This is a genomic window from Veillonella parvula (assembly GCF_032577575.1).
Classification (GTDB): Bacteria; Bacillota; Negativicutes; order Veillonellales; family Veillonellaceae; genus Veillonella.
Genome location: NZ_JAWFVO010000005.1, coordinates 1 through 21,477, shown reverse-complemented (window position 1 = coordinate 21,477; position 21,477 = coordinate 1). Strand labels below are relative to the sequence as shown.

36 protein-coding genes and 1 pseudogene are annotated in these 21,477 nt (G+C 41.1%); all 37 read right to left on the bottom strand.

Annotated features, from left to right (window positions below):
* Positions 1–189: 189 nt before the first annotated feature.
* Positions 190–1,062 carry a 2-oxoacid:ferredoxin oxidoreductase subunit beta gene (locus tag E7K77_RS09130; protein WP_325306536.1) on the bottom strand — a complete coding sequence of 291 codons (873 nt, stop codon included), beginning with the start codon at positions 1,060–1,062 and terminating at the stop codon, positions 190–192.
* Between the two features lies 1 nt (position 1,063).
* A complete protein-coding gene (locus E7K77_RS09125; protein WP_123138559.1) occupies positions 1,064–2,815 on the bottom strand; it encodes a 2-oxoacid:acceptor oxidoreductase subunit alpha in 1,752 nt (583 codons plus the stop codon).
* Between the two features lie 298 nt (positions 2,816–3,113).
* Positions 3,114–3,899, bottom strand: a complete 786-nt coding sequence (truA, locus tag E7K77_RS09120; RefSeq protein WP_325306535.1) for a tRNA pseudouridine(38-40) synthase TruA — start codon at positions 3,897–3,899, stop codon at positions 3,114–3,116.
* Positions 3,896–4,699: an energy-coupling factor transporter transmembrane component T family protein gene (locus tag E7K77_RS09115; protein WP_325306533.1), complete on the bottom strand. Its 804-nt coding sequence runs from the start codon at positions 4,697–4,699 to the stop codon at positions 3,896–3,898. The genes truA and E7K77_RS09115 overlap by 4 nt, the downstream gene beginning before the upstream one ends.
* Positions 4,689–5,549, bottom strand: coding sequence for an energy-coupling factor transporter ATPase (locus tag E7K77_RS09110; protein WP_004695160.1), 861 nt, complete (start codon positions 5,547–5,549; stop codon positions 4,689–4,691). Before E7K77_RS09110 ends, E7K77_RS09115 begins: the two co-directional genes overlap by 11 nt.
* The gene (locus E7K77_RS09105) at positions 5,549–6,457 is read right to left on the bottom strand and encodes an energy-coupling factor transporter ATPase (RefSeq protein WP_004695158.1); all 909 of its coding nucleotides are present in this window, start codon (positions 6,455–6,457) and stop codon (positions 5,549–5,551) included. The genes E7K77_RS09110 and E7K77_RS09105 overlap by 1 nt, the downstream gene beginning before the upstream one ends.
* 284 nt (positions 6,458–6,741) lie before the next feature.
* Positions 6,742–7,077 carry a 50S ribosomal protein L17 gene (gene rplQ, locus E7K77_RS09100; protein WP_004695155.1) on the bottom strand — a complete coding sequence of 112 codons (336 nt, stop codon included), beginning with the start codon at positions 7,075–7,077 and terminating at the stop codon, positions 6,742–6,744.
* A gap of 12 nt (positions 7,078–7,089) precedes the next feature.
* On the bottom strand, positions 7,090–8,094 hold the full coding sequence (locus E7K77_RS09095; protein WP_004695153.1) for a DNA-directed RNA polymerase subunit alpha: 1,005 nt from the start codon (positions 8,092–8,094) through the stop codon (positions 7,090–7,092).
* A 70-nt stretch (positions 8,095–8,164) separates the two neighbouring features.
* Positions 8,165–8,554, bottom strand: coding sequence for a 30S ribosomal protein S11 (gene rpsK, locus E7K77_RS09090; protein WP_004695151.1), 390 nt, complete (start codon positions 8,552–8,554; stop codon positions 8,165–8,167).
* A 19-nt stretch (positions 8,555–8,573) separates the two neighbouring features.
* Positions 8,574–8,942, bottom strand: a complete 369-nt coding sequence (gene rpsM, locus E7K77_RS09085) for a 30S ribosomal protein S13 (protein WP_004695149.1) — start codon at positions 8,940–8,942, stop codon at positions 8,574–8,576.
* 23 nt (positions 8,943–8,965) lie between these two features.
* A complete protein-coding gene (gene rpmJ / locus E7K77_RS09080) occupies positions 8,966–9,079 on the bottom strand; it encodes a 50S ribosomal protein L36 (protein WP_004695148.1) in 114 nt (37 codons plus the stop codon).
* A gap of 26 nt (positions 9,080–9,105) precedes the next feature.
* Positions 9,106–9,324 (bottom strand): translation initiation factor IF-1, encoded by a 219-nt coding sequence (gene infA / locus E7K77_RS09075; protein WP_004695147.1) that lies wholly within the window; start codon positions 9,322–9,324, stop codon positions 9,106–9,108.
* 22 nt (positions 9,325–9,346) lie between these two features.
* Positions 9,347–10,117 carry a type I methionyl aminopeptidase gene (gene map, locus E7K77_RS09070; RefSeq protein WP_004695146.1) on the bottom strand — a complete coding sequence of 257 codons (771 nt, stop codon included), beginning with the start codon at positions 10,115–10,117 and terminating at the stop codon, positions 9,347–9,349.
* A gap of 3 nt (positions 10,118–10,120) precedes the next feature.
* On the bottom strand, positions 10,121–10,684 hold the full coding sequence (locus tag E7K77_RS09065) for an adenylate kinase (RefSeq protein WP_004695145.1): 564 nt from the start codon (positions 10,682–10,684) through the stop codon (positions 10,121–10,123).
* A 12-nt stretch (positions 10,685–10,696) separates the two neighbouring features.
* Positions 10,697–11,959 carry a preprotein translocase subunit SecY gene (gene secY, locus E7K77_RS09060; RefSeq protein WP_004695143.1) on the bottom strand — a complete coding sequence of 421 codons (1,263 nt, stop codon included), beginning with the start codon at positions 11,957–11,959 and terminating at the stop codon, positions 10,697–10,699.
* A gap of 1 nt (position 11,960) precedes the next feature.
* Positions 11,961–12,407 carry a 50S ribosomal protein L15 gene (gene rplO, locus E7K77_RS09055; RefSeq protein WP_004695141.1) on the bottom strand — a complete coding sequence of 149 codons (447 nt, stop codon included), beginning with the start codon at positions 12,405–12,407 and terminating at the stop codon, positions 11,961–11,963.
* Between the two features lie 22 nt (positions 12,408–12,429).
* Complete coding sequence (gene rpmD / locus E7K77_RS09050; protein WP_004695138.1) at positions 12,430–12,609, bottom strand: 50S ribosomal protein L30; 180 nt, start codon at positions 12,607–12,609, stop codon at positions 12,430–12,432.
* A 14-nt stretch (positions 12,610–12,623) separates the two neighbouring features.
* Positions 12,624–13,127, bottom strand: a complete 504-nt coding sequence (rpsE, locus tag E7K77_RS09045) for a 30S ribosomal protein S5 (RefSeq protein WP_004695136.1) — start codon at positions 13,125–13,127, stop codon at positions 12,624–12,626.
* Between the two features lie 18 nt (positions 13,128–13,145).
* Positions 13,146–13,526, bottom strand: a complete 381-nt coding sequence (gene rplR / locus E7K77_RS09040) for a 50S ribosomal protein L18 (protein WP_005385510.1) — start codon at positions 13,524–13,526, stop codon at positions 13,146–13,148.
* A gap of 17 nt (positions 13,527–13,543) precedes the next feature.
* Positions 13,544–14,089 carry a 50S ribosomal protein L6 gene (gene rplF / locus E7K77_RS09035; protein ID WP_004695131.1) on the bottom strand — a complete coding sequence of 182 codons (546 nt, stop codon included), beginning with the start codon at positions 14,087–14,089 and terminating at the stop codon, positions 13,544–13,546.
* Between the two features lie 24 nt (positions 14,090–14,113).
* Positions 14,114–14,500 (bottom strand): 30S ribosomal protein S8, encoded by a 387-nt coding sequence (gene rpsH / locus E7K77_RS09030; RefSeq protein ID WP_004695128.1) that lies wholly within the window; start codon positions 14,498–14,500, stop codon positions 14,114–14,116.
* 27 nt (positions 14,501–14,527) lie between these two features.
* Positions 14,528–14,797, bottom strand: a complete 270-nt coding sequence (gene rpsN, locus E7K77_RS09025; protein ID WP_004695122.1) for a 30S ribosomal protein S14 — start codon at positions 14,795–14,797, stop codon at positions 14,528–14,530.
* 16 nt (positions 14,798–14,813) lie between these two features.
* Entirely contained in the window at positions 14,814–15,353 is a 540-nt protein-coding gene (gene rplE / locus E7K77_RS09020) for a 50S ribosomal protein L5 (RefSeq protein WP_004695119.1), read from the bottom strand.
* Between the two features lie 23 nt (positions 15,354–15,376).
* Complete coding sequence (rplX, locus tag E7K77_RS09015) at positions 15,377–15,697, bottom strand: 50S ribosomal protein L24 (protein ID WP_004695118.1); 321 nt, start codon at positions 15,695–15,697, stop codon at positions 15,377–15,379.
* A gap of 18 nt (positions 15,698–15,715) precedes the next feature.
* Complete coding sequence (rplN, locus tag E7K77_RS09010; RefSeq protein WP_004695117.1) at positions 15,716–16,084, bottom strand: 50S ribosomal protein L14; 369 nt, start codon at positions 16,082–16,084, stop codon at positions 15,716–15,718.
* A gap of 24 nt (positions 16,085–16,108) precedes the next feature.
* Complete coding sequence (rpsQ, locus tag E7K77_RS09005) at positions 16,109–16,369, bottom strand: 30S ribosomal protein S17 (protein WP_004695116.1); 261 nt, start codon at positions 16,367–16,369, stop codon at positions 16,109–16,111.
* A gap of 39 nt (positions 16,370–16,408) precedes the next feature.
* Complete coding sequence (gene rpmC, locus E7K77_RS09000) at positions 16,409–16,612, bottom strand: 50S ribosomal protein L29 (RefSeq protein WP_004695115.1); 204 nt, start codon at positions 16,610–16,612, stop codon at positions 16,409–16,411.
* The gene (rplP, locus tag E7K77_RS08995; RefSeq protein ID WP_004695114.1) at positions 16,602–17,039 is read right to left on the bottom strand and encodes a 50S ribosomal protein L16; all 438 of its coding nucleotides are present in this window, start codon (positions 17,037–17,039) and stop codon (positions 16,602–16,604) included. The genes rpmC and rplP overlap by 11 nt, the downstream gene beginning before the upstream one ends.
* The gene (gene rpsC / locus E7K77_RS08990; RefSeq protein ID WP_004695113.1) at positions 17,039–17,707 is read right to left on the bottom strand and encodes a 30S ribosomal protein S3; all 669 of its coding nucleotides are present in this window, start codon (positions 17,705–17,707) and stop codon (positions 17,039–17,041) included. Before rpsC ends, rplP begins: the two co-directional genes overlap by 1 nt.
* Positions 17,708–17,723: 16 nt before the next feature.
* Entirely contained in the window at positions 17,724–18,059 is a 336-nt protein-coding gene (gene rplV / locus E7K77_RS08985; protein WP_004695112.1) for a 50S ribosomal protein L22, read from the bottom strand.
* Between the two features lie 13 nt (positions 18,060–18,072).
* The gene (gene rpsS / locus E7K77_RS08980) at positions 18,073–18,354 is read right to left on the bottom strand and encodes a 30S ribosomal protein S19 (protein WP_004695110.1); all 282 of its coding nucleotides are present in this window, start codon (positions 18,352–18,354) and stop codon (positions 18,073–18,075) included.
* Positions 18,355–18,377: 23 nt separating this feature from the next.
* Complete coding sequence (gene rplB / locus E7K77_RS08975) at positions 18,378–19,208, bottom strand: 50S ribosomal protein L2 (protein WP_004695109.1); 831 nt, start codon at positions 19,206–19,208, stop codon at positions 18,378–18,380.
* 26 nt (positions 19,209–19,234) lie between these two features.
* Positions 19,235–19,519: a 50S ribosomal protein L23 gene (gene rplW, locus E7K77_RS08970; RefSeq protein WP_004695108.1), complete on the bottom strand. Its 285-nt coding sequence runs from the start codon at positions 19,517–19,519 to the stop codon at positions 19,235–19,237.
* Positions 19,519–20,142, bottom strand: a complete 624-nt coding sequence (gene rplD / locus E7K77_RS08965) for a 50S ribosomal protein L4 (RefSeq protein ID WP_004695105.1) — start codon at positions 20,140–20,142, stop codon at positions 19,519–19,521. The genes rplW and rplD overlap by 1 nt, the downstream gene beginning before the upstream one ends.
* 26 nt (positions 20,143–20,168) lie before the next feature.
* Entirely contained in the window at positions 20,169–20,810 is a 642-nt protein-coding gene (rplC, locus tag E7K77_RS08960) for a 50S ribosomal protein L3 (RefSeq protein ID WP_004695102.1), read from the bottom strand.
* Positions 20,811–20,822: 12 nt separating this feature from the next.
* Positions 20,823–21,134 carry a 30S ribosomal protein S10 gene (gene rpsJ, locus E7K77_RS08955; RefSeq protein WP_004695100.1) on the bottom strand — a complete coding sequence of 104 codons (312 nt, stop codon included), beginning with the start codon at positions 21,132–21,134 and terminating at the stop codon, positions 20,823–20,825.
* 180 nt (positions 21,135–21,314) lie between these two features.
* Positions 21,315–21,477 (bottom strand): annotated as a pseudogene (tuf, locus tag E7K77_RS08950) (elongation factor Tu); the annotation flags it as partial.

Below are 21,477 nucleotides of genomic sequence, written 5' to 3'. Positions count from 1 at the left end.
TACGATACAATTGCAATGAATATCATACAATGTCCTTATTATATCACGTTATATAACCACATGGGACAAATCGCAGAAAGCAATATACTAAATAGTTTTTCATAAAATAGTACATACAAAAAACGTGCCACCCAAAGGTGACACGTTTATTATGTAGACAAGCAAGTATCTATAGTGTTCTGCTAATGCTTATTTGAAGCCATTACAAAGGCTGTCGAATAATGCTTGGTCAGGTTTCACAACATCTTCAGTCAATGGACGAGGATGTGGTCCGCCATTTGCTGCAGCCATTGCTTTTTCAAAGGAAGGTTTAGATGTATTTTGATAGATAAGGCCTGTAACCAAACCATCAGTATCACCCAAAGTTTTAAGCGCTGTTGCACGATCTGTTGGGTCATAATCTTCAGGCAGTGCTACTAAATGTTCTTTGAACCAATCATAACTATTGCGTTTATTATATGTAACACATGGGCTAAATACATTGATGAAGGAGAAGCCCTCATGATCCATAGCTTGTTGAATCAAATCAACGAGCTCTTTACGATTCACCATATAGCTTTGTGCTACAAATGTAGCACCTGCTGCAATCGCAGTTTCACAAACGGACAATGGAGACTCAAACGCACCATGAGGAGTTGTTTTTGTAACAAAACCGATGTCAGAACGAGGGGATGCTTGACCTTTAGTCAAACCATATACATGGTTATCCATTACTACGTATGTCATGTTTACATTACGTTTAAAAGCATGAATGGTGTGACCCATACCGATAGCAAAGGCATCACCGTCACCGGAAAATGCAATAACTTCTAGGTCTTGGTTAGCAAGCTTAACGCCTTGCGCATAAGGAAGCGCACGACCATGAGTTGTATGCGCACCATAAGCGTAGAAATAGCCACCGATACGGCTAGAACAACCAATACCGGAAATTACGGCTAATTTTTCTGGTGGAATATTTTTCGCTACTACAGCGTCAGTAATCGCCGCTTGAACCCCATAATGGCCACAGCCTGGACACCAGTTAGGACGAATATCATTTCTGTAATCTTTAGCTGTTGTCATATTATAGGACCTCCTTAATCGCATTTTTCACATAACTTTTTGTGAATGGATTACCATCGTATTTCAAGCAGCTAGAAATCTTATGTTTCTTATGCATGTTGATTTTAAATAAGTTAGCCAATTGACCAGTTTTATTGTGTTCTACAATAACTACTTTTTTCGCCGCATCAAAGAACGGTTGTAATTGCTTTGCTGGGAATGGTTTAATCAAGCGCAATTGTAAATGGTTAACTTTAACACCTTCTTGATCGAATTCAGCAACAGCTTCTTCGATAGCACCACGACTAGAAGCCATACCTACAACGAGTACATCCGCTTCGTCGTATTTAGCATTGTTCAAGAATGGTTCATAATTGTCAGCTACAGTTTCCAATTTACGGAAACGTTTATCAGTTTGCGCTACGTGCATTGTAGGCGCTTCTGCTGGTTTACCTTCTTCATTATGCTCTAAACCTGTGGAAAGGAATAGACCATTTTTCATACCTGGAATTGTACGAGGGGAAATGCCATCTTCAGTCAATTCAAAGCGTTTGAAGTAGTTAGGTTGTACCAATTCAGGAAGCTCAGCTTCTTTCATCATTTTACCTCGATTAATAGGTACGCGGTTCAAATCGAAAGAAGGAACGGATTGTTTATTCAAACCTTGTTGTAAGTCAGGCATAAAGATAACTGGACATTGGTATATTTCTGCCAAGTTGAAAGCTTTTTGAATTTCATAGAAACATTCTTCAATAGATGTTGGAGAAATTACAATACCAGAGTAGTCACCATGTGCATTGTAGCAAGCTGCATCAATATCTGATTGTTCAACTTTTGTAGCCATACCAGTGGATGGGCCAGAACGTTGAACGTCAATAACAACCATTGGCAATTCAGCCATGGAAGCCATAGACAAGGATTCTGCCATCAAGGAAAGGCCTGGACCAGAAGTACATGTAAAGCCACGAACACCTGCGTATACACCACCCATAGCTGTCATACATGCTGCGATTTCGTCTTCTGTTTGAACAACAGTTGAGCCCAACTTATCCATAGTTTTAATCATGTATTCCATAACTTCGGATGCTGGCGTAATAGGATATGATGCCATGAAACGGGAGCCCGCAGCAATAGCACCAAGAGCACATGCTTCGTTACCTAATAAGAACATTTGATCTTTCTTACCAGGCGCTGGCAATGTATCGATCTCAACATCGCCTAACTTTTCCATTACAAGACTATGACCATCATCGAAAGCAGCCAAGTTTTTATCTATAATCTCTTGGGATTTCTTTGCAAATTTCTCAGTAATAGCATCTTTAAACATCTTAGTATCAAAACCAAGAAGCGCTACGGACATTCCAAGTGCTACGATATTACGCATCAACAAGGAGCCTTGTTTCATTGCTGTTTCAGAGATAGGCAAAGATAAACAATTAATCTTTGTACCTTCAAATTTAGAAAAGTCTGGATTAACTTTGCTATCACAGATGATATATCCACCATCGCGTACTTCGGAACCGTGCATATCAACGGTTTCTTGATCAAGGGAAAGCAAGAAGTCTACCCCTTCACCAATGGACATAATTTGTTCCAATGCTACGCGCAATGCGAATGTAGTATGACCACCTTTGATGCGAGATGCAAATAAACGTTGGCTATACAAAGAGTAGCCTTCTTTAGCAAGGATTGTGGCCATGATTTCGCCGCAACTCTCGATACCTTCACCTTGTTGGCCGCCCATTTTCCAGATAAAATCTTTACGTTTTTGCAAGAGATTCACCCTCCTTAGGATAAAAATTACACTGCTGACAAGAGTCTACCTTACTATTTTAATGTATGTATAGTACGAACCTGTCTTATATCGTCATTGTATCATGTATATTTTAGGTTTACAATGTATCATTTCACATAATAATAGGTATAAATTAAGGTATTATAACTAAAAATTATAAGAAAAAAAAGGATACTACTTTTGAAGTAGTATCCTTTTAGTATTTATGCTCAACGTTTTATACTTTCACATCAAAAAAAGAGTCTATATAAAATTATATAGAATATTTATTCTCAAATCATCTAAAATATTTATTCCGTAATACCTCTTGTTGTCGCTCTTCAGTAAAGAATATTTCTTCTAAACATAAGCCTTGAGCAGGTGCAGTTTTCCCTATAGCACGCCGGTCTTTAGCAGCTAAATATCCTTTAATATCCTCAACCTTGCGACGACCAAGACCTATATCTACAAGTAAACCTGCAATATTGCGGACCATATGATATAAAAAACCATCACCAATCACAGAAATCGTCACCTGTGAACCTCGGGCCTCAACACGAATTCCCATAATTGTCTTTACAGGATCCGCCGGAGTTGAGTTGGTGCCCTTTAGGGTTGTAAAGTCATGCGTACCTACTAGTTCATTACCTGCAGCCTGCATCCGATCAATATCTAAGGGCTTTTTCACATGCCAATGATACCGCTTCGTCAAAGGATCTGCAATGAGCTGATTATGAATCGTATATACATACTCTTTACCGTATATATTCCACCGTGGCTTCCAATCTAGCGGAATTTCTATCGCTTCTATAACGACTATATCCTTAGGTATATGAGCTATCATGGCGCGAGGGATATTTTCTACGGGTATAGTCCCTGATGTTTGAAAGGTACATACCTGAAATTTAGCATGCACCCCTGCATCCGTACGAGATGCACCATAAATTTGAATGGGTTCATTACAAATACGTGATAAACCATATTCCAAACATCCTTGTACCGTTAAGCCTTTATCATTAGGTTGCTTTTGATAACCTGCTAAATCTGTACCATCATAAGCCACTATGATCTGTATGTTTCTCATAGATCTAACCACCACAATGCGACAAGTACAATAGTTACCAAAACAACAGCGCCAACACCAATATAATCGACATAAGTAACTTGTAATTCCTTCATACGCGTACGGTTGACACCACCTCTATAGCAACGCGCTTCCATAGCGATAGCTAATTCGTCGGCCCGTCGAAATGCACTAATAAATAATGGCACTAAAAGTGGCACCATGTTTTTTGCGCGTTGAATGATAGAGCCTGTCACAAAGTCTGCCCCACGAGCAGATTGAGCTTTCATAATACGATCCGTCTCGTCCAATAAGGTAGGAATGAACCGCAGCGCAATAGTCATCATCATAGCCAGCTCATGAGCAGGAACACCTATGCGACGAAACGGATTGAGCAAGTGCTCGATGCCATCAGTTAAGCGAATTGGTGATGTGGTATAGGTCAACAAAGAAGAAAACAAGATTAAGAAGATTAAGCGTGCCGCCATTTGAAGTCCCATTGCCATGCCATGGTCGGTAATATTGATAATCCCCCATTGAAAAATTGGATTGCCTGGTGTCGTAAAAATATGAATCCCCATAGTAAATACGATGATAATCCAAAGCGGTTTGATAGCAGACCACATCAGACGTAACGGCAAACGTGATAACAACATTGCAAAGATGGTAAACCCACCTACAACGCCATATGCCAATGGAGAATTCGCCAAGAATATGGCTACAACGAATATGGTAGTAGCAATAATCTTTGCGCGTGGATCCATGCGATGCAAAAAAGAGTTTCCTGGGAAGTATTGACCAATAGTTATATTATTTAACATGGTTACCTCCTTCGAGAATTGCTTGCACCGCATCGTCTACAGATAGTACGCGATTAGACACATCAAGACCTTGTTCGCGCAAATATTCCATGGTAACGGACACTGGCGGTACATCTACACCGACAGCCTGTAATTCATCACGATGATTATTAAAGATGTCCATCGGTTCACCATCGAGAACGATACGCCCTTTATCGAGTACTACAAGACGAGAAGCCATGCGAGAAATATCTTCCATATTGTGAGATACAAGAATTACAGTGATTCCCTTTTCTTTATGAAGTCGAATGATTTCTTCAAAGATTTCTTCCCGTCCAAATGGATCAAGACCAGCAGATGGTTCATCGAGCACGAGAAAATCTGGATCCATAGCCACTACGCCAGCAATAGCCACGCGGCGCATTTGACCGCCAGATAAATGGAAGGGAGAACGTTCTGCATATGTGTCATAATCGAGCCCTACGAACTTCATCGCATCTCGCACACGCTCGTCTACGTCATCAGCACTAAGCCCTAAATTTTTAGGACCAAAGGCGATATCTTGAGCGATGGTTTCTTCAAACAATTGATGCTCTGGATACTGGAATACCATCCCCACCTTATGACGCATTTTTTTAGCTTCCTCTGTGGAGGCGCTAATATCTACACCATTGACAGTAACTGTACCAGTTGTAGGATGTAATAGCCCATTTAGATGTTGTACAAAGGTGGATTTACCGGAACCAGTATGACCGATAACACCTAGAAACTCCCCATTTTCAATGGTAAGTGATACACCACGAAGCGCAGTTTTTTCAAAAGGGGTACCCATGCCGTAGGTATATGTAATATTATCTAACACAATCGCCATTAATGGGTTCCCTCCCCTCTTGGAGCATCTGTTGAGTGTATAGCGGATAATTGCTTGCCTAACTTTGAGCCTTTAAGCCCCTTTGCTAACTCTTCATTATTAATGATACTCTTACCCACTTCATAACCTTTAGCATTCAATTTGAAAGCAATCTCAGAGGCTACCGGTACATCGAGGCCCAGCCCTTTTAAAGTATCTACATGGCTAAAAATTTCACGAGGCGTACCATCATGTAATTTCACACCATTTTTCATAACCACAACTCGGTCTGCCGTAACAGCTTCCTCCATGAAGTGCGTAATATATACAATCGTAATGCCCTCTTCCTTATTGAGCTTGTGAACCGTTTCAAGCACTTCGCGGCGACCTTTTGGATCGAGCATCGCTGTTGGTTCATCAAGAACGATGCAATCTGGCTTCATCGCTAATACACCTGCGATAGCAATACGTTGTTTTTGTCCGCCCGATAATAAATGGGGCCCATGTTCTCTATATTCAGTCATATTAACAGCGGCTAACGCTGCATCGACACGTTGTCTAATTTCTGCACTAGGAATACCTAAGTTTTCTGGACCAAAAGCAACGTCCTCCTCTACAACGGCCGCTACGATTTGGTTATCAGGATTTTGGAATACCATTCCTACATGTTGGCGAATATTCCAAATATGCGCTTCATCCCGCGTATCAAAGCCACATACATTGATATGACCTTCACTAGGTTGTAATAACACATTAAAATGCTTGGCAAGCGTACTTTTACCACTGCCATTAGTGCCAATGATACAAACAAATTCACCACGCTTAATGGATAGATTCACATCATCCAAGGCACGTACATCATTGCCGTTTTCATCAGTATAAATATGACTCATATGATTGACCTCAATCATAATGTCTTGTTCATTCATGGATAACCTCATATCTTTCTAGTCAATTTCGTTTCTATGAAAGTAGAACCATTTGCATCATCTATCATACTCATGTTGTGCATAATCCCCATATTTCAATTTATCCTATTTAATAGAACTTGAATTTAATAATGTCTTAGATATTATGCAAAAGGTTGACAATACATATTCATTCTTTACGATAACTGCTAACATATTACGATATTATACTAGTCGATTGTACCATAAAATTGACAATAAAAAAACGGTGCTGCAACATAAGTTACAACACCGTATGAGTTTGATTAAACTAACTCGATAATAGCCAAAGGTGCAGCGTCACCTTTGCGAAGACCAGTTTTGATTACACGAGTGTAACCACCTTGACGGTCTGCATATTTTGGAGCAATTGTATCAAACAATTTTTTTACTACACTTTCATCCATGAGGTATGCAAGAACTTGGCGACGTGCATGAAGATCACCACGTTTAGCCAAAGTTACCATTTGATCAGCTAAAGAACGAAGTTCTTTCGCTTTAGCTTCAGTCGTTTCAATACGCTCATATTGGAAGAAAGATGTTAACATGCTACGGAACAACGCTTTACGAGCGGAGCTGTCGCGGCCTAATTTTCTGTACATTCGTCTTCCTCCTTATTCGCCTTTTTGTTTAAGTTGAAAACCACCTGGATGATTATTGAGTTTTTCCTCAATTTCATCGATAGATTTTTTACCTAAGTTGCGAACTTTTCCTAAGTCATCAATGGTTTTGTCTAGCAAGTCTGCAATTGTATTAATGCCAGCACGTTTCAAGCAGTTATACGCACGAACAGAGAGTTCCAACTCGTCGATGGAAATCTTTGCTGGGCCGTCATCTACAGCTGGTTCTTCATTATCGGAACCTACTGGATCTATAACGATACCGCCTTCACCAGTGTTTACATCTACAACATCTGCAGAATGCGCTAATTTAGTGAAGTTCCCTAAATAACCAATCATAATGGCAGCAGATTTTGCCACTGCATCAGCAGCAGTAATGGAGCCATCAGTCCAAACTTCTAATGTAAGTTTGTCGAAGTCCATTTCATTGCCTACACGAACATCACTCACTTCGTATTTAGCACGAAGAATTGGAGAGAAGATGGAATCGATTGGAATACAACCAATAACATCAGTATCTTTTTTATTCTTCGTTGAAGGAACATAGCCTTTACCTCGTTCGATTACTACGTCCATTACGAGATGAGCTGTCTCATCCATTGTCGCAATCACGAGTTCAGGATTCAATACTTCTACCTCTGGTGGGAATTGTTCAGCCAAATCAGCAGCTGTCAATATTCCATCCTTTTGGAAGTCGAAATGAACTTCCAAAGGTAATTGTGCTTCTTCTTCAACTTTGATGCACAATTGCTTTAAGTTAAGGATGATATCCGTAACGTCTTCGCGAATACCAGGAATAGTAGAGAATTCATGAAGAACTCCATCAATTTTGATAGAGGTTATAGCTGCCCCATCCAAGGATGAAAGCAAAATTCTGCGTAAGCTATTACCGAGAGTGATCCCATAACCACGATCTAATGGTTCACATACGAACTTACCATAACGACCGCCATCGGCGATGTCCACTTTCTCGATTTTAAGTTTCTTTTCTTCGCTCATCAGGAACATCCTCCTATATAACACACGTTCATAGTTAATTATAGCACCGTATCATATCGGTCGCTATAAATTATACACGACGGCGTTTTGGAGGGCGACAACCATTGTGAGGAATTGGAGTTACGTCTTTAATGGAAGTAACTTCAAGACCTGCAGCTTGTAAAGCACGGATTGCAGCTTCACGGCCGGATCCAGGACCTTTTACGAATACTTCAACAGTACGAAGACCATGTTCCATTGCAGCTTTAGCAGCTTGTTCAGCAGCCATTTGAGCAGCAAATGGAGTGGATTTACGAGAACCACGGAAGCCCAAGCCACCAGCGGAAGCCCAAGACAACGCATTACCGTTTGTATCTGTTAAAGTTACGATAGTGTTATTGAATGTAGAACGAATATGAGCCGCACCGGATTCAATATGTTTCTTTTCTTTTCTTTTAGTTCTAACAACTTTTTTAGCCACGCTTTATCCCTCCTTTATCTTATTTCTTTTTACCAGCAATTGCTTTTCTAGGACCTTTGCGAGTACGTGCATTCGTTTTAGTACGTTGACCACGAAGTGGTAAACCCATACGATGACGTTTGCCTCGATAGGAGTTGATTTCAATTAAGCGTTTAATGTTAAGAGCTTCTTCACGACGAAGGTCACCTTCTACTTTGTAATCAGCATCTAACAATTCACGGATTTTCGCTACTTCATCTTCAGAAAGATCGCGAACGCGTGTGTCAGGATTGATGCCAGTTTTAGCAATAATTTCAGATGCTAAAGTCGGACCAATACCATAAATATAAGTTAAACCAATTTCCACTCGTTTATCACGAGGTAAATCTACACCGGCGATACGTGCCATCTAATCATCCACCTCCTATCAGATTATCCTTGTTTTTGTTTATGTTTTGGATTTTCGCAAATAACCATTACACGGCCTTTGCGTTTAATGATTTTACATTTTTCGCATATCTTTTTAACTGATGGTTGAACCTTCATTAGTACCTCCTTTGTGGACCCTATGCTTATTTAAAGCGATAGGTGATGCGACCACGATTTAAGTCATACGGTGTCAGTTCCATAGTAACTTTATCACCAGGAAGAATACGGATAAAATTCATACGCATTTTACCTGACACATGAGCCAATACGATATGACCATTTTCCAATTCAACTTGGAACATGGCATTCGGTAATGCCTCAACGACCGTACCTTCCACCTCAATAACGTCTTCTTTTGACATATCTTTTCCTCCGGTTACCTGTTTATTTAATTAACCGCGGTTCTTCCCGCATAGTTAATATTTCAGGGCCGTTTTCTGTAACAACCACTGTATGTTCGAAATGAGCAGCAGGTTTACCATCTACTGTAACTGCTGTCCAGTCATCCCCTAATACACGAACACGGTGAGTACCTAATGTAATCATCGGTTCAATACACAATACCATACCTGGTTTCATAAGAGGTCCTTGATCAGGACTACCATAGTTTGGTATTTGCGGATCTTCATGCATTTCGCGGCCTAAACCATGACCTACGAAGTCGCGTACGACACCGTAACCATGTTTCTCACAATACGTTTGAACAGCGTGACCGATAGCACCAATACGGTTACCGACTTTCACTTGTTCAATTCCCTTGAACAGACTTTCCTCTGTAACTTTTAACAATTTCATCACATCGGGTTTGACGTGACCGATAGGAATCGTCACAGCCGAATCGCCGTGATATCCATCAATAGATGATACGAGATCAATACTGAGGACATCGCCGTTTTTAAGCTTACGCTTAGCGCTCGGAATACCATGAACGACTTCTTCGTTAATAGAAGCACAGATTGTAGCGGGGAATCCATAGTACCCTTTACAACTTGGTATACCACCGTGGCTGCGAATATATTCTTCGGCAATTGTATCTAACTCAAGCGTCGTGATGCCAGGTTTAGCCTTTTTTACTAACAAGGACAACGTGTCTGCTGTAAGCTTACTTGCCTTGCGGATACATTCAATCTCATGGGGCGATTTTAAAATAATCATAGATTATTTCTCCAACGCCTTAATGATGTCAGCAAATACTGCGTCTACATCTTGTAAACCATTAATTTCTTGATATAATCCGCTATTGCGATAGTAATCAATTAACGGTTTAGTAGATTCTTCGTACACAGCTAGACGTTTCTGTACTGTTTCAGGGTTATCATCAGCACGATTTTCTAGAACAGCTCGTTCGCTAATACGTTTAACCAATTCCTCGGAAGGAACGTTTAAGTTAAGTACAGCGTCCAAAGAAATTCCTAATTCTTTAAGGATTGCATCCAAGGATACAGCTTGCGCTGTAGTTCTTGGAAATCCATCAAGAATAAATCCAGATTTGCAGTCATCTTTCACCAAGCGATCACGTACGATACCAACAGTTACACTGTCTGGTACCAATTGACCAGCATCGATGTATTTCTTAGCCTCAACTCCAAGAGGTGTTTCGTTCTTAATCGCAGCGCGGAACATATCACCTGTTGAAATTTGGGGAATACCGTATTTTTCAATAAGTCGAGCTGCCTGAGTGCCTTTACCTGCACCAGGAGGTCCCATTAATAAAATATACATATCGTTTCCCTCCTATTTCACAAAGCCTTTATAGTGGCGTGTTACCATGAGCGACTCAATTTGTTGCATTGTATCAAGTGCTACACCTACAACAATAAGAAGAGCCGTACCACCAAAGTATACGCCTTGGACGCCGGTTATACTACCGAGGAAATTCGGTATAATAGCAACGACAGCTAAGAATACAGCGCCAGCCAAAGTGATCTTGGTCATCACGTTATCCACATAATCAGCAGTTGGTTTACCCGCACGAATACCTGGGATAAAACCACCGTATTTTTTCATATTATCTGCCATATCTGTAATGTTGATAGAGATTGCAGTATAGAAATACGTAAAGATAAAGATCAATATCGCATACAATGCCGTTTGTAACGGCGTCCCCCATGTAAATAAATCAGCAGCTTTATGAACAAATTCATTGTCAATAAATTGTGCAATTGTTACAGGGAACATCAACACAGATGACGCAAAGATAATTGGGATTACACCTGCCTGATTGACTTTCAACGGCAAGAATGTAGAGTGACCACCGTACATTTTACGCCCTACTACGCGTTTTGCGTATTGGATAGGAATGCGACGTTGGCCTTGTGTAACTGCCACTACGACAGCGATCATCGCAAGTGCAATTACAGCAAATAAGAATGCTTGGAACATGTTAATGGTTCCGTTTTGGATATATTGATAAATAGTTTCGAGACCATCTGGCAATCGAGCTACGATACCAGCAAAGATGATCAAGGAAATACCATTACCTATACCATATGCTGTGATTTGCTCACCAATCCACATCAACAAACATGTGCCTGCTGTGAGGATGATGGCCACAACGAATACGCTAAGGAAATCATTATTTACCAAAGCGTTGTTTGCTCTAAGAGCAAATGCCATACCAGCGGCTTGTACAAAGCCAAGGACTACGGTGCCATAACGAGTTACCTTCGCTATTTTCTTACGCCCGTCTTCACCATCTTTACTCCATGCTTCAAACTGAGGAACTACAGACTGAAGCAGTTGCATGATGATGGAAGCATTAATGTAAGGGGTAATACTCATCGCAAAGATAGAGAACTTACTTAGCGCACCACCAGCAAACAAGTCTAATAGACCAAATAGGTTACCGGATGTAAACAAGGATTCGATAACAGATGCATCTACACCTGGTACTGGGATGTGAATGCCGGCTCTAAACACAGCAAACATCATCAATGTGTACAAAATCTTGTTACGTAACTCAGTAATCTTAAAGATGTTCGAGAGGCTATCTAGCACCCTAGATCACCTCAACTTTTCCGCCTGCTGCTGTGATTTTTTCTTCAGCAGCTTTAGTGAAGCCATTAGCGATAACAGTCAAGTTTTTAGTTTCCAATGTGCCGTTACCTAAAATACGAATACCATCGCGTACATTTTTCAAAATGCCAGCTTCAATAAGAGCTACTGGATCAACTGTTGCACCATCTTCAAAGCGATTTAATTGTGCTACGTTAACTTCAGCATATTGTTTAGCAAAAACGCTGTTGTTGAAACCGCGTTTTGGTAAACGACGATAAAGAGGCATTTGGCCGCCTTCAAAACCGGAGCGAACGCCACCGCCAGAACGGGAGTTTTGACCTTTTTGACCACGACCAGATGTTTTACCCAAGCCAGAACCTAAACCACGGCCTACACGAGTACGAGTTTTTTTAGAACCAGCTGCTGGTTGTAATTCATGAAGTTTCATTCAGTGCACCTCCTTATCAGTATTAAACTTCTTCAACTTTTACTAAATGTCTAACTTTATGAAGCATACCTTCGATTTGAGGTGTTACTTCTTTTACGACTTGAGAATTAGTTTTTTTCAAGCCCAAAGCTTTAACTGTCGCGCGTTGATCTTCAGGACGACCGATTAAGCTTCTTGTTAATGTTACTTTAACTTGTGCCATTTCTTGTCTCCTTATTACGCGTTATAGATTTCTTCAACGGTTTTACCACGAAGCTCAGCAACTTCGCTAGCGCGTTTCAAATCTTTCAAACCTTCGATTGTAGCGCGAACCATATTGTTAGGGTTAGAAGAGCCCAAAGATTTAGTCAAGATGTTACGAACACCTACTAATTCCAATACGGCACGAACAGGGCCACCAGCGATAACGCCAGTACCTTCAGCAGCTGGTTTCAAGAATACGCGGCCTGCACCGAATACGCCTGTTACGCTGTGAGGGATTGTACCATTTTTAATAGCTACGTTTACAATATTTTTCTTAGCATCATCGATACCTTTGCGAATTGCTTCTGGTACTTCCGCTGCTTTACCTAAGCCAACGCCTACATAACCGTTGCCATCACCAACAACTACAAGAGCGCTGAAGGAAAAACGACGACCGCCTTTAACTACTTTGGCTACGCGGTTGATGAATACTACTCTTTCTTTAAGATCAAGACTGGTGTAGTCAATTCTCGCCATGTCTATAGTTCCTCCTTCTTAGAATTTTAAGCCTGCTTCACGAGCACCTTCTGCAAGGGCTGCTACGCGGCCGTGGTAAATGTAACCACCACGGTCAAACACTACAGTGTCAATGCCTTTAGCGATAGCTTTTTTAGCAACTGCTTCACCAACAGCTTTAGCAGCAGCTACGTTACCACCATAGGATAAGTTCAAATCTTTATCTAAAGAGCTAGCAGCAACCAAAGTTGTACCTGCTACGTCATCGATTACTTGTGCGTAAATGTTGCTCAAAGAACGGTAAACGTTCAAACGTGGGCAAGTTGCCGTACCAGAGATGTGACGGCGAATACGAAGATGACGTTTTGCTCGAGCGATATTTCTACTAGATTTACGAGGCAAGATATTCACTCCTTTCATTCATATAGATGATATTACTATTTACCTTTTGCACCAGCTTTACCAGCTTTGCGACGAACAACTTCGCCTTCATAGCGGATACCTTTACCTTTGTAAGGTTCAGGTTTTCTCCATTTACGGATATCAGCTGCTACTGCACCTACAACTTCTTTGTCTGCACCAGACACAACGATTTTGTTAGGAGCTGGAACGTCGATTGTAATACCAGCTGGAGCTTCCATTTCTACTGGATGAGAGAAGCCAAGTGTAAGAGCTAATTTATTGCCTTGTTTAGCCGCTCTGTAACCAACACCGTTGATTTCAAGAGTTTTTGTAAATCCTTCAGATACGCCTGTTACCATATTAGCAACAAGAGCGCGAGTCAAACCGTGAAGGGAACGATGATTTTTATCGTCGGAAGGACGAGTTACTGTGATTGTGTTACCTTCTACAGTGATATTCATATCTGGATGCAAATCGCGAGATAATTCACCTTTAGGGCCTTTTACGTTCATATGATGGTTATCATATGTAACAGTAACGCCTGCAGGGATCTCGATAGGCATTCTACCGATACGTGACATTATTTCTACCTCCTATTGCTACTATTACCAAACGTATGCGATTACTTCGCCACCAAGACCTTCTTTACGAGCTTGTTTGTCGCTCATAACGCCTTTGGACGTAGAAATAACTGCGATACCCAAACCACCAAGTACACGAGGAAGTTCTTCCTTTTTCGCGTAAACACGTAAACCTGGTTTGGAAATACGTTTAATTCCTGTAATAACTTTCTCGTTATTGGAACCATATTTCAAAGTTACTTTTAAAGTGTTTTCTTCTTTTTCAACGTTCTTTACAAAGCCTTCTTGTAAAAGGATGTCAAGAACGGCTGCTTTCATTCTAGATGCAGGAATGTTTACCGTTTCATGAAGTGCAGCGTTTGCATTACGGATGCGCGTAAGCATATCCGCGATAGGATCGGTCATTACCATAATCTAAAAACCTCCTCTCGTCTAATATTACCAGCTGGCTTTTTTAACACCAGGAATTTGTCCTTTGTACGCCAATTCACGGAACGCAATACGGCTGATACCGAATTTACGCATATAGCCGTGAGGACGACCAGTTAAGTTGCAACGGTTGTGCAAGCGTGTTGGGGATGCATTTGCTGGTAATTTGGATAAGCCTTCATAATCACCTGCTGCTTTTAACGCTTCACGTTTAGCTGCATATTTTTCAACGATTTTAGCGCGTTTCTTTTCGCGTTCAATCATAGATTTTTTAGCCATCTATATGTTCCTCCTATTATTTTTCAAAAGGCATACCGAATTGAGTCAACAATTCACGAGCTTCTTCATCTGTCTTAGCACTTGTTACGATAATGATATCCATACCAGTAACACGTTCTACCTGATCATATTCGATTTCAGGGAAGATGAGCTGTTCTTTAAGACCCAAAGCGTAGTTACCACGGCCATCGAATGCAGTAGCGCTGATACCGCGGAAGTCACGTACACGAGGTAATGCCGCATTGATCAATCTATCAAGGAATTCATACATGCGTTCGCCACGAAGAGTAACTTTTGTACCCAACGCCATGCCTTCACGAACTTTGAAGTTCGCAATGGATTTTTTAGCTTTTGTGATAACAGGTTTTTGACCAGCAATAATAGTCAAGTCATTAACTGCTGCTTCCAATGCTTTTGCATTGCCTACTGCATCACCTACGCCGATGTTGATAACGATTTTTTCCAATTTAGGAATTTCCATTACATTGCCGTATTGGAATTTTTCTTGCATACTCTTTTTGATTTCAGAGTTGTATTGTTCAAACAAACGAGACATTTATGTAGCTCCTCCTTTCCTGATTATTTAAGTACTGTACCGGATTTAACAGTAGCGCGAACGAATTTACCGTCCTTGCCTTCTACCTTTTTGATACGAGTAGCTGTTTTAGTTTCTGGGTCGACAACCATTACGTTAGAAACATGAATGCCAGCTTCTTTAGTAACGATGCCGCCTTGTGGGTTAGCTTGGGAAGGTTTTGTGTGACGTTTTACAGTGTTAACGCCTTCAACAAATACGCGTTCTTTTTTAGGTTCAGTTGCGATAACTGTACCTTGCTTACCTTTATCTTTACCGGAGATAACAACAACTGTATCGCCTTTTTTGATTTGTAGCTTAGCCATATGCTGCGTTCCTCCTTCTTATAATACTTCTGGAGCCAAAGAAACGATTTTCATGAAGTCTTTTTCACGAAGTTCTCTAGCTACAGGTCCAAAGATACGAGTACCACGAGGGGTCTTGTCATCTTTAATAACTACTGCTGCGTTTTCATCGAAACGAATATAGGAACCGTCTTGACGGCGGATACCTTTTTTAGAACGAACAATAACAGCTTTAACTACGTCGCCTTTCTTGACAACGCCACCGGGTGATGCATCTTTTACAGAAGCAACGATTACGTCACCGATATTGCCGAATTTGCGATAAGAACCGCCCATGACTTGGATGCACATAATACGTTTAGCACCAGTGTTGTCGGCAACATTCAAAATTGTTTGTTGCTGGATCATCGTCTATTCCTCCTTACATCACTCTTATTTTTGTCTTTCAAGAATTTCAACAACTCTCCAACATTTATCTTTAGAAAGTGGACGAGTTTCTACAATTTTAACTGTATCGCCAATTTGACACTCATTATTTTCATCATGAGCTTTGAAGCGTTTTGTGCTAACCATTGGCTTGTTATATAATGCGTGAGGTACTTTACGTTCAACAGCAACAACAACAGTTTTGTCCATTTTGTCGCTAACAACTTTACCTACGCGGACTTTACGTACGTTTCTTTCTTCTGCCACGATTTTAAGCCTCCTTTTCAAACTTTAACAAATCTGTTATTATGCGTTTTCAGATTTAAGTTCAACTTCACGTTGTACAGTTTTAATACGAGCGATTGTCTTCTTAACTTCACGAATGCGCATAGGATTCTCTAATTGACCTGTTGCAAGCTGAAAACGGAGGTTAAATAACTCTTCCTTAAGACCGGAAACTTTTTGTTCCATTTCGGCAGCGCTCATATTGCGAATGTCATTAACCTTCATTTACGTCACCACCCAATTCTTTACCCTTAACAACAAATTTGCATTTGATTGGAAGTTTATGGCTTGCAAGACGCATAGCTTCACGAGCTGTAGCTTCTGGCACACCGTCCATTTCAAACATTACACGACCTGGTTTAACCACTGCTACCCAGTATTCAGGAGAACCTTTACCGGAACCCATACGAGTACCAGCTGGTTTAGCTGTGATTGGTTTGTCAGGGAAAATTTTAATCCATACTTTACCACCACGTTTGATATAACGAGTCATAGCAATACGGGCAGCTTCGATTTGACGGTTAGTGATCCAAGATGGTTCGCATGCTACCAAGCCGAACTCACCATGAGACACTGTATTACCGCGCATAGCACGACCTTTCATACGGCCGCGGAATTGCTTACGATGTTTTACGCGCTTTGGAATAAGCATTACTTGCCACCTTCTTCCTTCTTAGCAGGTGCTTGTTTTGCTTCTGGCAAAACTTCACCTTTGTAAATCCATACTTTAATGCCGATACAACCATATGTTGTATGAGCTTCAGCAGTACCGTAGTCGATGTCTGCACGAAGTGTATGCAAAGGAATAGAACCTTCACGATAGGATTCGCTACGAGCGATTTCAGCACCGCCAAGACGACCGCTTACCATGATTTTGATACCTTTTGCACCTAAGCGCATTGTACGACCTACAGCTTGTTTCATTGCACGGCGGAAGCCGATACGACGTTCCAATTGGCCCGCAATGTTTTCAGCAACTAATGTTGCATCCATATCTGCTTGTTTAATTTCTGCAATGTTAACATCCACTTGTTTATCAGTGAAACGAGTCATTGCTTTTTTGATATCTTCGATACCAGCACCACCACGACCGATAACCATACCTGGTTTCGCAGTGTGGATAGTCAATTTAATACGTTTATTTGTACGCTCGATTTCAATGCGGGAAATACCAGCAATGAAAAGGGTTTCTTTCAAGAAGTTACGAATTTTTACGTCTTCATGAAGATTAGCAGCGAAATCTTTATCTGCATACCATTTTGCGTCCCAATCTTTTACGATACCGACACGCAAACCGTGTGGATTAACTTTTTGACCCACTCTGTTTCCCTCCTTCTTAAGCTCTTTCTTTAACTACTACTGTTACGTGGCTAGTACGTTTCAAAATTTTGAAAGCTTGACCACGGGAACGAGGATGAATGCGTTTTAATGTAGGGCCTTGATCAACGAAGATCTCGGATACGTAAAGATTGTCAACATTCATATCGAAATTATGTTCAGCGTTTGCGATTGCAGAACGCATAACTTTTTCTACTACATCAGCGCCAACTTTCGGAGTGAACTTCAAGATGGCAAATGCTTCGCCGATGTTTTTACCGCGCACTAAATCTGCAACGATACGGATTTTACGAGGCGCGATTCGGATATGTCTAGCGATTGCTTTTGCTTCCATGTATTATTTCCTCCTATTTTTTGCCTGTAGATTTTTCGTCCTTACCATGACCTCTATAAGTACGTGTAGGAGCGAACTCACCTAATTTATGACCTACCATATCTTCTGTAATGAATACAGGTACATGTTTGCGACCATCATGCACAGCAATTGTGTGGCCTACAAAACTTGGGATAATAGTAGAGGCACGGGACCAGGTTTTTACAACTTTCTTTTCGTTAGTTTCGTTTAAAGCTTCAACTTTCTTAAGCAAATGATCTGCTACGAAAGGGCCTTTTTTAATAGATCTGGACACTATTTTATCTCCTTTCCTTTATCCTATTTTGTACGACGTTTAATAATTAAGCTGTTAGAAGCTTTTTTCTTGTCGCGAGTTTTAACACCATGTGCTGGTTTGCCCCAAGGTGTAACAGGATGTTTACGACCAACAGGAGATTTACCTTCACCACCACCATGTGGATGGTCACAAGGGTTCATTACAACACCACGGTTGCCAGGGCGAACACCCATCCAACGATGACGACCAGCTTTACCAATTACAAGGTTGCTGTGGTCAGCGTTACCAACAACACCAATTGTTGCACGGCACTCTTGACGAACACGACGCATTTCACCAGATGGTAAACGAAGAATAGCGTAGCCATTATCTTTACCCATCAATTGAGCAGATGTACCAGCGGAACGAACGATTTGACCACCTTTACCGATTTTCAATTCGATATTGTGGATTTGTGTACCGTCTGGAATATTAGCCAATGGTAAGCAGTTACCAGGTTTAATATCAGACTCAGGACCGGAGAATACAACGTCACCAACTTTTAGACCGTTAGGAGCTAAAATGTAGCGTTTTTCACCATCAGCGTAGTTAAGCAAAGCGATACGAGAAGAACGGTTAGGATCATACTCAATTGTTGCTACTTTAGCTGGAATATTATCTTTAGTACGTTTGAAGTCAATAATACGGTATTGACGTTTGTGACCGCCACCTTGGTGACGAACTGTCATTTTACCAGTATTGTTACGACCACCTTTTTGAGAAATCTTAGCGAGCAAGGATTTTTCTGGTTTGCTTGCTGTGATTTCGTCGAAGGCGGATACTGTCATAAACCGGCGACCAGCGGAGTACGGTTTAAATGATTTAATTGCCATTAGTGGGCCTCCTTACAACTAGACTCTTAGACACCTTCAAAGAATTCAATGGATTCGCCAGCTTTTAAGGTTACGATAGCTTTTTTATAATCGCTACGTTTACCTTGTGTACGACCCATGCGTTTAGTCTTACCTAAAACACGAATAGTAGCTACTTTTTCTACTTTTACATTGAAGATTTTTTCAACTGCTTGACGGATTTGCACTTTATTTGCAGTCAAAGGCACACGGAAAGTGTATTTGCCTTCTTCCATAAGCATAGTGGATTTTTCGGTAATAACCGGGCGGATTAGTACATCATGTAATTGCATTATCCGAGCACCTCCTCGATTTTTGCGACAGCGCCTTTAGTAATGAAGAGCTTATCGTAATGAAGAAGATCGAAAATGTTCATACCTTCGCAAGCCAAAGCTTTAACACCTTGGATATTACGAGCGGAACGTTCAACATTTACATCACCTTCAGTGATGAACAATACTTTTGCATCACCAACGTTGAAGCTGTTAATAATGTTCAACACTTCTTTTGTTTTAGGAGCTGCTAATGTGATTTCTTCCAAAACGTATAATTCGCTATTATTCACTTTATCGCTAAGAGCAGATTTAACTGCTAAACGTCTAGCCTTACGAGGCATAGCTTTGTAATAGCTGCGAGGTTGTGGACCAAATGTAGTACCACCACCGATCCAGATTGGGGAACGGCTGGAGCCTGCACGAGCACGGCCAGTACCTTTTTGTTTCCAAGGTTTGCGGCCACCGCCACGAACCATACCTCTAGTTTTTGTTGCATGTGTGCCGAGACGTTCGTTAGACAATTGACGAACTACGGCTTGATGCATTACGGCTTCGTTAACTTCAACGCCGAATACTGCATCGTTTAACTGTATTTCACCGACTTTAACGCCGGATTGATTATATGTTGCTACTGTAGGCATTACATAATCCTCCTTTCGACAAATGATTATTTAACAGGTTTAACCGTGTTGCGAACCATAACCAAGCTACCTTTAGCGCCTGGGATACCACCTTTAACCAATAAAAGGTTACGTTCAGCATCAACTTTCACAACGGATAAGCGTTGTACGGTAACTCTGTAACCACCCATTTGTCCAGGGAGTTTTTTACCTTTGTATACCTTACCGCCGCCACCGGAGATCATAGGACCGATGGAACCAGGTTCACGGTGAGATTTAGAACCATGAGTTTCAGGACCACGGGAGAAGTTATGGCGTTTAATTGTGCCAGCAAAACCCTTACCTTTACCTGTACCCACTACGTCCACCAATTCACCTTCTGCGAAGATATCAGCTGCCAGAGTTTGGCCTACTGTGTAGTCAGCTGCATTAGCTACGCGAACTTCGCGAAGATATTTCACTGGAGCTACGCCAGCTTTGTCGAACTGACCTTTTACAGGTTTTGTTAAATGTTTTTCTTTAATGGAACCGTAACCAATTTGTACTGCTTCGTAGCCGTCTGTTTCTACAGTCTTTACGCGCACTACAACGCTTGGGGTAGTTTCCACTACTGTTACAGGAACTAATTGGCCTTCAGCTGTGAAGACTTGTGTCATTCCTAATTTTTTACCCAAAATAGCTTTAGACATTATCGCACCTCCTTATAGTTTTATTTCAATAGATACACCAGCTGGTAAATCTAAACGAGTGATAGCATCTACTGTTTTCGAATTTGGTTCAAGAATATCGATTAAGCGTTTATGTGTACGCATTTCGAATTGTTCACGAGAATCTTTGTTTACGTGTACAGAACGAAGAATTGTGAAGATATTCTTTTCTGTTGGCAATGGAATCGGACCAGATACCATAGCGCCATTTCTTTTTGCAGTGTCTACGATCTTAGCAGCGCTTTGATCGAGAGCTTTGTGGTCGTATGCCTTAAGGCGAATACGGATTTTTTGCTGTTTAGCCATTATTAATAATTCCTCCTGTCGTCCATTTCGTGAATGGGCTGCTCCATAGAAATTCTCCTCCGCAGAGGCAACCTTCTACTTCATAGTTTAAAAACACAACACGAGAGCGGCATTATCTGCCGCTCTGAGTGCTGCATGTATTGTGCTCAACGCATTCTACGATGAGCATAAAAGGTTAAATTAACCTTCGATTTCTGTTACTACGCCAGCGCCTACTGTATGGCCACCTTCGCGGATCGCGAAGCGAAGACCTTCTTCGATAGCGATTGGAGTAATCAATTCGATTTCCATTGTTACGTTATCGCCAGGCATACACATTTCTACACCTTCAGGAAGGTTTACA